We start from the raw sequence: 11,792 nt of genomic DNA on the forward strand, positions 1-11,792 counted from the left end.
TTCCATGCCGGCACCTATCATCTTCGTCGTAATGCGATCGTCGGCGCGCGAATGCTCTGGGCGTCGTGCTACAAGCCCAGCGTTTTTGCCAAGCGCTCGGCCCGCACGCGATCGACTTCCATCGCGGCGGAGGCACGACGCAGTGCGGTCAGCACGCCATTCAGTTGTGCCTTCGCTTGCGCTGGATCGCCGCGCAGCTTGCTGAGTTCGGCCTGGTCGGCGACCAGCTGCAAGTGGATGATGTGCTCGGGCGGAATACTGCCTTTGATCTCGACTGCGGCCTCCGCCAGCGCTTTGGCAGCGTCGTCGGGCTGGCGATCTTCGAGCGCGATCAAACCCAGAAGCCGCGCACCGCGTGCGCGCCACGGGTGAGGTGAGGCGAACTGCGCGACAAAACTCTGCTGCGCCTGCTCCGCGAGTTGGTGCGCGCGCTTCGGGTCGTTGGCCAGCAGCGCAACGCGCGCGGCACGAAAGCGGGCGACCGCCACCGGCACCGAGGTTTCGCCGAAGGCCTGGATGGCGCGCGCGATCACGTCGTCGAACAGCAGCAGACTTTCCTGCGCGCGCCCCGCAAATCCGAGGGTGCGCGCGTACTGGCTTTCCACGGCAAGCCGGTCGGGCGCCAGCGGTGCGGAGCGTTGGCGGATCAGGCGCACCGCTTGCTCGCAGTTCAACAGTGCCGCCGCGTAGTCGCCCAGCCCGTTCTGTGCGTCGCAGACATTGTTGAGGAAGACGGTATCCATCTCGGGTTTGCGGTCGCTGGATTGGCGCATCAATTCGGCATAGGCCTGATACGAGGTAATGGCGCGATCGAAGCGGCCGGCACTGGCCTGCAGCAAGCCGAGGTCGTTGATCAGATGCGCGCTCGCGAAGCCGCGGTCGCCGATCAGGCGCGTCTGTGCATCGATGGCGTCTTGCAGCGCGAGCTCTGCTTCGGCGAGTCGTCCCAGACTTTGCAGTGCGCGGGAACGCAGTTGCTGCGTCCATACCTGACGCGAACGCTCGATGTTGGGGTTTGCAGCGATCTCGCGCGCCATGCGATCGGCGTAGGTCAGTGCTGCGGTAGCGTCTCCGGCCTGCGATGCCGAATCGGCCAGCGTGCCGAGCAGATTGATCAGCAAGATTGGCGCGTAACCCGTGCTGCGATCGGCCAATTGCAGGCCTTCTAGCCCATGCCGGTTGGCGCCTTCAAGATCGCCCTCGGCCTTGCGCACCTCGCTGAGCGCCCAGAGACTGGCGATGCGCGCCGGTTCGTCATTCGGTGCCCAGCGGTCACGCAGAGCCACCGCGGCTTCAGCAGCGACCCTCGCGTTTTTTGCATCGCCCTGCGCGAGATGGACCCCCATGCGCATCTCCTGCCGGAGTGCGAACTCCAGCGCTTCGCTGCGATCACGTGGCGGCGCCGCGCCAAGCGCGATATCGAGCATGCGCAATGCGCCCTGATTGTCGCCAAGTTTGTAGTAGAGCTGGGCGAGCAATGCCGCGAAATCGTCACGCACGCCGGCGTCGGCTGGCGGCGACGATTGCAGTTGCCGTTCGCCGGCGTCCAGCAGATCTCTTGCCGTCATCATCTTGCCCAGGGTCTGGTCCGGGTCGCCGGCTTTGAAGATCGACGAGAGAAACTCGATCGCCTGGCGCGAGCGGTCGAGCTGTTTGCCTGCTTCCAGTGCCGAAGCTTCGGCTTGGACGCGTGCTTGCTGAGCCTGCTGCTCGGCGCTCACTGCGCGGTTGCGCTGTAACGCAAGCTGCCACACAAACAGCGCGCAGGCGACGACAGCCAGCAATGCCAAGCTGGTCGCGATGCGATGCCGCTGCAGGAATTTCCTCAGGCGGTAACTGAAGTCATCGCGTGCTGCGCGCAGCGGGCGCCCGTCGCGCCAGCGGCTCAGGTCGTCGCGAAAGGCTTCGATCGTGGCATAGCGCTGTGCGGGATCCTCCGCGGTTGCCTTGCGGATAAGACCAGCGAGATCTGCATCGATGGCCACCGGCAGCAGTTCCGCCGCACTCCGGACTGTGTCCGGGCGTTCGCCAGTGAGCAGTTCGCGCAGCAGTGTGCCGAGCGCAAACACGTCGCTAGCCGTGGTGATCGGTCTTCCGGCGATTTGCTCCGGGCTGGCGTAACCCGGTGTCCAGACGCGTGTGGAGGTGGCGTCTGCCGCTGCGTCGATGTCGATCAGTTTGGCGACACCAAAATCGAGCAGTTTGGGCCGACCATCGCTACCGACCATGACGTTGGCGGGCTTGAGATCGCGGTGGATGACCAGGCGCTGATGCGCATGCGCGAGCGCCTGGGCGATCAGGTCGATCAGCTCGATGCGCGCGGGAAGGAGCAATGCGCGCCGCGCCGCGAAAGCGGTGACCAGCTCGCCTTCCACGAATTCCATGACGAAGTAGGGCTGGCCGTCGTCGGTTTCGCCGCCGTCGATGAGTCGACAGATACCGGGGTGATCCAGTTGCGCCAGTACCTGGCGCTCCTGCCGCAGCCGGCGTCGGCCATCCGCGGTGGGGAAGCCTCGCAACAGCTTGATCGCGACCTTTTGCTCGAAGTGACCATCGGCGCGCTCGCCAAGAAACACGGTGCCCATGCCGCCGGCCCCGATTTCGCCGAGGACCCGCCAAGGCCCGAATCGATCACCTGCGCGCGACGGGGCGAAGGTCTGCTTCGCGCAGCTCGATACGCTGGCATCCAATGCCTCATCAGCGATGGCGTCGGCGGCCAGCAGCTGGCCAAGCTCGATGCGTTCGACGTCGCTGATGGCCATTGCCGCAAGGGCTTGGCCGCGCTCTGCTTCCGGTAGCTCGACCAATTTTGCGAATCGCTCACACTGTGCATCGCGTCGCGCCGGGTTGCTGTCCGTGTTCATGCTTCCAGTGCTCGCTTGAGCCATGCGCGTCCGAAGCGCAGGTCGCGATCAATCGTCGGCACCGACAGACCCAATGCGCTGGCTACTTCGCTGCGCTCCAGTCCGCCGAAGTAGCTGAGCTCGATGACCTGGGCGCTGCGTGGATCGCGCAGGATCAACTTCTCGATGGCTTCGTTCAGACGAAGGAGGTTGTCATCCTCGGAAATCGCCACGTTCTCGGCAGCGGAAAGCGCTTCTGGAACCACGCCGCCACCGCGCTTTTGCCGCTGTCGGCGTCGCGCGGCATCGACCAGGAGCTGACGAGTGGCCTGGGCAATCACGTTGTAGAAGTGGCGGCGGTCTTCCCAGTCGGCCTGTTCGCCCAGTAGTCGTATCAATGCCTCATGCGCCAGATCGGTGGCAGACAGCGTGCCTCCGGGGTGTTGGCGAATGGCGCCGCGGGCAATGGCGCGCACCTGGTCGTAGACCAATTCCACCAGTTGTTCACGGGCGGCGTCGTCACCGTTCTGCCAACGGCGCAGCAATTGCGTAATTTCTGCCTTGGCGCCGAGCCGACTGGTGCTGGAGGATCGCATGCTGCGCTGGCTGCTGTTCCGGGTGCATGGGGAAATATAGTGGTCGCCCGTTGTGAAGGTAAAGGCGCGGTTGCAGGAGGGCGAACGGGGCTTTCGATGCAGCGCGATGTCGGCCACGCGAAGGGTGAGCGGAATGTGGTGCCCGTGCTAAGTTCCAGCCCATTGTCGTCCGAGGAAAATGCCGTATGTGTCCAGCGAAAGTCCCCGAAGGTGCCGAACGTGGATGGATCATTCCGATCGGTGGCGCCGAGGAGAAAACCGACGGGCCGGAAATCCTGTCGCGCTTTGTCGAACTCTGCGGTGGAGCACAGGCTGACATCGTGGTGATTCCGACTGCGAGCCGGATGAAGGACACCGGCGCCAGGTACGAGAAGCTGTTCCGCGAACTCGGTGCCGCACGCGCCGACGCGATGGACTTCGATACCCGCCGCGATGCCCACGAGCAAAGCCGCCTCGATCGCCTCGACGCCGCGACCGGCGTGTTCTTCACCGGTGGCAACCAGCTGCGGTTGGCCACGATCATCGGCGGCACGCCGATCGCGAAGCGCATTCGCACCCGCAATGCCGAAGGCGTGCATATCGCCGGCACCAGCGCCGGCGCCAGCTTCCTGAGCGAACACATGATCGCGTTCGGCGACGAGGGCGGCTCGGCCATCGCCGGTTCGGTGCGACTGGCGCCGGGTTTGGGCCTGACCAACCGCTTCGTGATCGACCAGCACTTTCGCCAGCGCGACCGCCTCGGTCGCCTGGTCACCTCGCTCGCGTACAACCCGTTTGCGGTCGGCATCGGCCTTGACGAGGACACCGCGGCCTTCATTGCTCCCGACAACACGCTCGAGGTATCGGGTTCCGGCGGCGTCACCATCGTCGATGCGGCGGAACTGGAGTTCTCGTCGATGGACCTGGTCGACGAAGGCCAGCCGGTCTGCCTGCTCGGGCTCAAGCTGCACATGCTCACGCGTGGTGCGACCTTCAACCTGCACACGCGCCGCGCCAGCGCCGGTTCGCTGATCCGTTCCAAGGAATAAGTCCCACGGGGGAGTTTCACGATGCGCATTCTCGATCGTTCGGTGTATGTCGGCCCTTCGCTGTATGCGCATTTCCCGGTGATCCGGCTCGAGCTCGATCTCGGCGCGCTCGAGGCGTGGCCGACCGCGAAGCTCGGCGCGGGTTATGTCGATGCGCTGGTGCAGGCCTTGCCCGGGCTCGCCGAACACGGTTGTTCCTATCGCGAACCGGGCGGCTTCATCCGTCGCATGAAGGAAGGCGAGGGCACCTGGCTCGGCCATGTGCTCGAACACGTCGCGATTGAACTGCAGAACTGCGCCGGTGAAGACGTGACTTTCGGCAAGACGCGCAGCATCGATGGCCGACCCGGCGTGTACACGGTGGTCTACGAATACGCGCAGCGCGAGGAAGGCATCGAGGCCGGCGAACTCGCGCTGAAACTGCTGAACTCGCTGTTGCCGGATGACCTGCGCGATCGCGAGACCACGCCCGATGACTGGCACTGGGCAGACGCCCGCGACGAGTTCATCCGGTATGCGCAACGGCGTGCGCTCGGGCCGTCGACGATGTCGCTGGTGCGCGCGGCCGAAGCGCGCAACATCCCCTGGCTGCGCCTGAACGAGCAATCGCTGGTGCAACTCGGGCACGGCAAGTACCAGCAACGCATCCAGGCGACGGTAACCGGCAAGACGCCGCACATCGCGGTCGAACTCGCGTCCGACAAGGAAGAGACCAACAAGATCCTCGGCTCGCTCGGCTTGCCGGTGCCACGCCAGGAACTGGTGCAGAGCGAGACCGGTGCCATCCGCGCCGCGCGTCGCATCGGCTTTCCGGTGGTGACCAAACCCTACAACGGCAATCATGGTCGCGGCATCTCGATTGGCCTGCGCAGCGACGAGGAGGTCGCCGAAGGCTTCGCGAAGGCCAAGGAGATCTCGCGTTCGGTCATTGTCGAGACCTTCCTCGAGGGCGACGACCATCGCCTGCTGGTGGTCAACGGCGAGCTGGTCGCGGCAACCCGGCGCACGCCCGGTCACGTCGTCGGCGACGGCCAGCACACGATCGCGCAACTGGTCGACATCGTGAACCAGGACCCGCGCCGCGGCATCGGCCACGAGAAGGTGCTGACGCGCCTGGTGCTCGACGCCCAGGCCGAGATGATGATGACGCGCGCCGGCGTCACTGCCGAATCGGTGCCCGAGGTCGGGCGCGTGATCTACCTGCGCTCGACCGCCAACCTGTCCACCGGCGGTACCGCGACCGATGTCACCGACATCATCCACCCCGACAACCGCGACATGGCTGTGCGTGCGATCCGTGCCATCGGCCTCGATGTCGGCGGGGTTGATTTCCTGTCGACCAACATCGCCGAGAGTTATCGCGCCATCGGCGGCGGCATCTGCGAGGTCAATGCCGCGCCCGGCTTCCGGATGCATGTCGCGCCCTCGGAAGGCACACCGCGTGATGTCGCCGCACCGGTCATCGACATGCTGTTCCCGCAGGGCACGCCATCACGCGTGCCGATCGCGGCGATCACCGGCACCAATGGCAAGACCACCACTTCGCGCATGCTCGCGCACATCGCCAAGATGGCCGGCTACACACCGGGCCTGACCACCACCGACGGCGTCTACATCGACGGCCAGCGCACGGTCGAGGGCGACATGACCGGGCCGGTGTCGGCGCGCATGGTGTTGTCCGATCCGCAGATCGATCTCGCCGTGCTGGAGACCGCGCGCGGCGGCCTGGTGCGTGCTGGCCTCGGCGTGCGCGAAGTCAATGTCGGTGCGGTGCTGAACGTGCAGTCCGACCATCTCGGCCTCAAGGGCATCGACACCCTCGAGCAGCTGGCCGAGGTCAAGCGCATCGTCGTCGAGGTGGCGCAGGACTGCGCGGTGCTGAATGCCGACGACCCGAACGTGGTGCGCATGAGCGCGTACACCGACGCCAAGTCGCTGTGTTACGTCACTCTCAACCCGAGCCACGCCCTGGTGCGCGAGCACATCCGTGCCGGCGGCCGCGCCTGCGCGCTCGAGGCCGGCGTCAACGGCCAGATGATCACGCTGTACGACAAGGGCAGCCATATCCCACTGCTGTGGACGCATCTTGTGCCGGCGACCCTGGAAGGACGCGCGATGCACAACGTGCAGAACGCCATGTTCGCGGCGGCGATGGCGTTCGCGCTTGGCATCAAGCTCGACGCCATCCGCCAGGGCCTGCGTACCTTCGACACCACCTTCTTCCAGGCGCCAGGCCGGATGAACGTGTTCAACGAGCATCCGTTCAAGGTGCTGTTCGATTATGGCCACAACGCGCATGCGGTGGCGGCGATGGCCGATCTCGCGCAACGGCTCGAGGTGCCTGGTCGGCGCATCGTCGTGCTGGCCGGGCCCGGTGACCGTCGCGACGAGGACATCCGCGCGATCGCCGATGCCGTCGCCGGCCGTTTCGATCATTACATCTGCCGGCGCGATGACACGCTGCGCGGTCGCGAAGCCGATGAAGTGCCGAAAATGCTGGCGGCGCAGTTGCGCAGTCATGGCGTTGGCGATGCCGCGATCACCTTGATCCCCGACGAGCAGGAAGCGATCGGCCACGCGCTCAAGCAGGGCCGGCACGGAGACCTGCTACTGATCTTCGCGGACGCGTTGGTGCGATCGTGGAAGCAGGTGATCTATTTCCGCCCGGAAGGCACGAGTCCGCCGGCACGCACGCCGGCGCCCGCGGCGGCGAACAAGCCCGAGGACCAGCCGGCGCTTGCCGACGAGGCCGTGCTCGCGAGTTTCGATGGTCTGGTGCGCGACGAGCGCGGCGTGCGTTTCAGCCGCGACGCCGAAGACTGAGACGGCCGCGGCGTTGTCGTACTGCTTCGAAGACTCGCGCCGGCTGACCGGCCCGAACCTGTATTTCGCCGCGTCCGGTGCCGTGCTCGACACCGTGGGGGTGATGCCGACGCCCGCGCAGATCGAGCACTGGCGCGATCGCGTGCAGCAGGCGCGCGCGTGGCTGGGTTGGCCGCAGGGTGACGCGATCGTTGCGCGCCCGCATCGGCGCGGCGCGATGCTCGCGATTGCGGCGCCGCTCGACCAATTGTTCACCGCGACCGAAGTCAATGAATGGGCCTGGCAGCAAGCCTGCGGTCGCTGCGAGATGCACGCGCCCGCGCATCCTGCAGTCGACGATGAGGCTTCGGCGCGTGCGACCTTGTCGCGTTCGTCGATCGCCGAACTCCGACCGGCGCTGTTGGCCCTGATCGCTGCGGCCACCGCGCACGGGCTGCCGCTGTTGTGGGACGACGAGGAACTCAGCATCGGCGCCGGTGCGACGAGTGCGCGCTGGCCAATGACCTCGCTGCCCGAGGTCGCCGCAGTGCCGTGGACGTCGCTCGCTCGCGTGCCGGTTGCGCTGGTCAGTGGCTCCAACGGCAAGACCACGAGCGTGCGCCTGATCGCGGCGATGGCGCGTGCGCAGGGCTGGTTCTGCGGTCACAGCTGCACCGATGGTCTGTTCTTCAATGGTGTCGGTGAGCAGGGCGGAGATTATTCCGGACCAGCCGGGGCGCGCAGCGTGCTGCGTGATGCGCGTGTACAGGCGGCGGTGCTGGAGACGGCGCGTGGCGGCATTCTGCGGCGTGGTCTCGCGATCGACGAGGCCGATGTCGCCGTGGTCACCAATGTCAGTGCCGACCATTTCGGCGAATACGGTATCGACACGCTCGCCGATCTCGCCGACGTCAAGCTCACCCTGGCGCGCGCGCTGCGTCCCGGTGCACGCATCGTCGTCAATGCCGACGACAGCGTGCTGCGCGAGCGCGCACTGAAGCTCGAGGCGCCGGTTGCATGGTTCGCGCTCGACGCGGCGCAGGCACGCCAGTGGGCGAAGGCGGACATGCCAACCTGCGGGTTGCGCGCGCGTCGTGTCGTGTTGACGCTGGCCGGCGTCGAGCATGATCTCGGCGAGATCGACGCCTTGCCGCTGACGCTCGATGGCGCTGCCCGCTACAACATCCACAACCTGCTCGGTGCTGCACTCGCGGCGGCGTTGCTCGGTGTCGACATCGCACACCTCCGTGCGGTGATGGCCAGTTTCGGTCGCGAACGCGCGGACAACCCGGGTCGCCTGCAACATTTCCACGCGCGTGGCATCGACGTCCTGCTCGATTACGCGCACAACCCGGAAGGGCTCGCGGGCCTGCTTGAACTCGCACGTCGCCGTTTCCCGCAGCGTCGGCTGGGTCTCGTGCTCGGCCAGGCGGGCAATCGCACTGACGACGACATCCGTGCGCTCGCTGATATCGCCGCAGATGCGCAGCCGGCCTTTATCGTGCTGAAGGACATCGATGGCATGTTGCGCGGCCGCGCGCCCGGTGCCGTGCCGGCCTTGCTGCAGGACCAGTTGCTCGCGCGCGGTTATGCGCGGGAACAACTGAGTGTGCATCTGCCCGAGTTGGATGCGGCCCAAGCCGCCATGGACCTCGCGCGGTCGGGCGACGTACTGGTCTTGCCGATCCACGCCCGCCCCGCGCGTGAGGCGGTACAGGCGTGGCTGTTGCAGATCTCGATGGTCGGGGTCAGTTCGCCAGCCGTGCCGCAGTGACCGTGTCCACCGGATCGTTGTTCTCCAGCGTGACTTCGGTGCCTTCATAGGCGCCATTGCCGGCGTTGACGATGGCGCCGACGGCGGCGCTCGCGTCCTCGGCACTGGCGGTGTTTTCGCGAATGCTGACGCCGGCCAAGCGGAGCTCGCCGAGGTTGAGCACCGCCGATGCCGCGATCAGCGAATCGTAGCGGCGGCTGATCCAGTTTGACTCGATGCTCGAGCGCGCCAGCTCCAGGGTTCCGTAGTTCAGCACGGTGCCGGCGTCGCGCTGGGTGGCGGCGAGCTGGTTGAAGCTGATCTCGCTGGAGGCTACCCGCAGGTGGCCGTAGTTCTCGATGATCGCCGGCACGTTCTTGGCAATGTTGTCGACCACGCGGACCCGGTCCAGCCACAGGTCGCCGTGGTTCACCAGCGCGCCGCGCGAGCCCTCGGCCATGGTCAGGGAGTCGATATGCAATTGTCCGCCCTTGGCCACGGCGAGAAGGGCGAAGTCCTCGTTCGAATAGCGACGCAGTTCGGCGTCGTTGCCGTGGAGGACGATCTTGCCGGTGACCGTGGGCAGGCCGAGTTCGCGCTCGTCGTCAGCGGCCGTGGCCAGGAAGTACAGGCCTCCGCGGGCCAGACGGATCGTCGTCTCTCCGGCGGACTGGTTCGCCTGGTGGATCGCTGCGGCGAGGGCGTCGGCATCGCGGTCGGCGATGTCGATCGTGGTGCCAGCCAGCACCGGGGCAGCTGCGGTCGTAAGCAGAAGTGAAAAGGCGCGGGAAAGACTCATCGGGATACCTCGGGTTGGCGGCATTGCCGGGTGCGAAACTGAACGCAAGCTTTAGAGTTTTCCTTCTACGACAATTGGCACCGACCGGTTCGTGATCGCTTTGGCGTATTGCCGGTAGACCCGGGTCGACAGACGGTCGTGCGTGGCGCGCTTGCAGCGGCGATTGCCACGGCTAGAATCGACCCGATCCCATGCGTCGAGCACGGCGCATGGCCGAATGGCCCGAATACACTCCGAGGATAATGAGTCATGAAGAAGTTGATGCTGGGTTTCGCCGCTGCCGCTGCGCTGTTCGGAGCCGGTTCGGTGCTGGCGGGTGGAAAGCCCGTGGTCGCGGTCATCGAGTTCCGGAACGAGTCCGGCGCTGCCTGGTGGAGCGGCGGCGTGGGCTGGGAGCTGGCGGGGCTGGTCTCCAACGAGCTGGCGGCGACCGGTGATTTCAAGGTGCTGGAGCGCAGCAAGATCGAAGCCGTGCTGTCCGAGCAGAACCTGGCCGCATCGGGTCGCGTCGCGGCCGGTACCGGCGCCAAGATCGGCAAGCTGACGGGCGCCCAATACCTGATCGCCGGCACCGTCACTGCCTACGAAGAGGACACGGCCAGCACCGGCGGCGGCGTCAGCTTCAAGGGCATCTCGCTCGGTGGCAACAAGTCCAATGCCTATCTGGCCGTCGACCTGCGTGTGATCAATGCCACCACCGGTGAGCTTGATTTCGTGCGTACCGTCGAAGGCAATGCCAAGAGCGGCGGCATGAGCATCGGCATCTCGCGTGGTGGTTTTGGCGGCGCGCTCGGCAAGCAGCAGAAGACGCCGGCTGGCAAGGCGATCCGCGCGGCGATCATCGAGATCACCGATTACCTCAATTGCGTGATGGTCCAGCGGGACGGTTGCGTCGCCGAGTACGACGCCAAGGAAAGCCGCCGTCGCGAGAAGACCAAGGGTGCGCTCGACCTCGACGACTGATTCGCGACGGTTCGAACCGGCCAAGACAAGAAAAGCGGGCTTCGGCCCGCTTTTTTGTTGCAGGATCGTGCTGCGGCGGCGTCTAATCGGGGCGGGACGCCGGGCACAGGGGAACTCGCATGATTCGTGTGATCTTCGTGGACGACCACGCCATGGTGCGTGCGGGCTATCGCGCTTCGCTGGCGAAGATCGCCGACATCGACGTGGTTGGCGAGGCCGGCAGCGGCGAAGACGGTGTGAAGCTGGCGCGCGAATTGAAGCCGCAGGTGGTGTTGATGGACCTGCACCTGCCCGGCATCAGCGGGCTGGAAGCCGCAGCGCGCATCCACCAGCACGATGCCGAGTGCAAGGTCATTGCGCTCACTGGGCACAATGAATCGCCATTCCCGCGCAAGTTCATCGAGGCCGGAGCTGCCGGCTACGTGACCAAGGACTGCCCGGTCGAAGAGTTGGTGCAGGCGATCCGCACCGTTGCCGCCGGCGGCCGCTTCATCAGCCAGCACATCGCCCAGGCGATGGCGCTGGATGCGATGAATGGCGCGGCGTCATCTCCGTTCGATCTGCTGACCAAGCGCGAAATCGAGATCGTGGTGGCGCTCGCCCAAGGCGAGGACATGCCGGGCATCGGCAAGCGTCTGCATGTGACCGCCAAGACCATCGCTTCGCACAAGTACAACGTGTTCAAGAAGCTTGAAGTCGACAGCGACGTGGCGCTGACGCATCTCGCCATCCAGCACGGTCTGGTTGAATCCAGCAGAAAAAAGCCGCGCTAGGGCGCGGCTCTTTCGATTGCAGGAAACGCGGTTTCAGGGCGCTGCGGGTGGTGGCGAGACTGCCTCTGCAACTACCGGAGACGTCTCGATTGCGGGTTCGCTCGGCGCCGGCTCGTTGCTGACTTCGGCGGGATCCTCGGGGATCAGCGACGGAGCGTGCAGCGCGTAGGCGATCGCGGCTGCCATCGGTCGTGCCTGGGGAATATCGATGTGGCTGCGTGCGTGCTCGCGCGCG

At 65.9% G+C, this 11,792-nt stretch carries 9 protein-coding genes; 5 read left to right on the top strand and 4 right to left on the bottom strand.

The features are described from left to right. Positions 1-68 precede the first annotated feature (68 nt). Together IPG63_13120 and IPG63_13125 are read right to left on the bottom strand one after the other, a co-directional pair. Positions 69-2,864, bottom strand: coding sequence for a protein kinase (locus IPG63_13120; protein ID MBK6728180.1), 2,796 nt, complete (start codon positions 2,862-2,864; stop codon positions 69-71). Next, complete coding sequence (locus IPG63_13125; GenBank protein ID MBK6728181.1) at positions 2,861-3,556, bottom strand: sigma-70 family RNA polymerase sigma factor; 696 nt, start codon at positions 3,554-3,556, stop codon at positions 2,861-2,863. The genes IPG63_13120 and IPG63_13125 overlap by 4 nt, the downstream gene beginning before the upstream one ends. Positions 3,557-3,624: 68 nt before the next feature. Between IPG63_13125 and IPG63_13130 the strand changes: the two genes are divergently transcribed. From IPG63_13130 to IPG63_13140, 3 genes are read left to right on the top strand one after another with little or no spacing between them, the layout of a single operon-like run. After that, positions 3,625-4,467, top strand: coding sequence for a cyanophycinase (locus tag IPG63_13130; protein ID MBK6728182.1), 843 nt, complete (start codon positions 3,625-3,627; stop codon positions 4,465-4,467). A gap of 21 nt (positions 4,468-4,488) precedes the next feature. After that, positions 4,489-7,290, top strand: a complete 2,802-nt coding sequence (gene cphA / locus IPG63_13135) for a cyanophycin synthetase (GenBank protein MBK6728183.1) — start codon at positions 4,489-4,491, stop codon at positions 7,288-7,290. Between the two features lie 13 nt (positions 7,291-7,303). After that, a complete protein-coding gene (locus tag IPG63_13140; protein MBK6728184.1) occupies positions 7,304-9,043 on the top strand; it encodes a Mur ligase in 1,740 nt (579 codons plus the stop codon). Here the strand turns inward: IPG63_13140 and IPG63_13145 are convergent. Further along, complete coding sequence (locus IPG63_13145) at positions 9,018-9,821, bottom strand: hypothetical protein (protein ID MBK6728185.1); 804 nt, start codon at positions 9,819-9,821, stop codon at positions 9,018-9,020. The two genes, IPG63_13140 and IPG63_13145, sit on opposite strands and share 26 nt — an antisense overlap. A gap of 249 nt (positions 9,822-10,070) precedes the next feature. Between IPG63_13145 and IPG63_13150 the strand changes: the two genes are divergently transcribed. After that, positions 10,071-10,784: a CsgG/HfaB family protein gene (locus tag IPG63_13150; protein ID MBK6728186.1), complete on the top strand. Its 714-nt coding sequence runs from the start codon at positions 10,071-10,073 to the stop codon at positions 10,782-10,784. Positions 10,785-10,903: 119 nt separating this feature from the next. Next, on the top strand, positions 10,904-11,557 hold the full coding sequence (locus IPG63_13155; protein ID MBK6728187.1) for a response regulator: 654 nt from the start codon (positions 10,904-10,906) through the stop codon (positions 11,555-11,557). 33 nt (positions 11,558-11,590) lie between these two features. On the opposite strand, the gene IPG63_13160 is transcribed toward IPG63_13155, so the two are convergent. Then, positions 11,591-11,743: a hypothetical protein gene (locus tag IPG63_13160; GenBank protein ID MBK6728188.1), complete on the bottom strand. Its 153-nt coding sequence runs from the start codon at positions 11,741-11,743 to the stop codon at positions 11,591-11,593. Positions 11,744-11,792: the final 49 nt, after the last annotated feature.

It is taken from the genome of Lysobacterales bacterium (genome assembly GCA_016703225.1).
Lineage (GTDB): Bacteria > Pseudomonadota > Gammaproteobacteria > Xanthomonadales > Ahniellaceae > JADKHK01.

Bases quoted from the DNA above. Each gene is read 5' to 3' on its own strand.
- IPG63_13120 (MBK6728180.1), bottom strand. From the start codon at position 2,864: ATGAACACGGACAGCAACCCGGCGCGACGCGATGCACAGTGTGAGCGA.
- IPG63_13130 (MBK6728182.1), top strand. From the start codon at position 3,625: ATGTGTCCAGCGAAAGTCCCCGAAGGTGCCGAACGTGGATGGATCATT.
- cphA (MBK6728183.1), top strand. From the start codon at position 4,489: ATGCGCATTCTCGATCGTTCGGTGTATGTCGGCCCTTCGCTGTATGCG.
- IPG63_13145 (MBK6728185.1), bottom strand. From the start codon at position 9,821: ATGAGTCTTTCCCGCGCCTTTTCACTTCTGCTTACGACCGCAGCTGCC.
- IPG63_13150 (MBK6728186.1), top strand. From the start codon at position 10,071: ATGAAGAAGTTGATGCTGGGTTTCGCCGCTGCCGCTGCGCTGTTCGGA.
- IPG63_13155 (MBK6728187.1), top strand. From the start codon at position 10,904: ATGATTCGTGTGATCTTCGTGGACGACCACGCCATGGTGCGTGCGGGC.
- IPG63_13160 (MBK6728188.1), bottom strand. From the start codon at position 11,743: ATGGCAGCCGCGATCGCCTACGCGCTGCACGCTCCGTCGCTGATCCCC.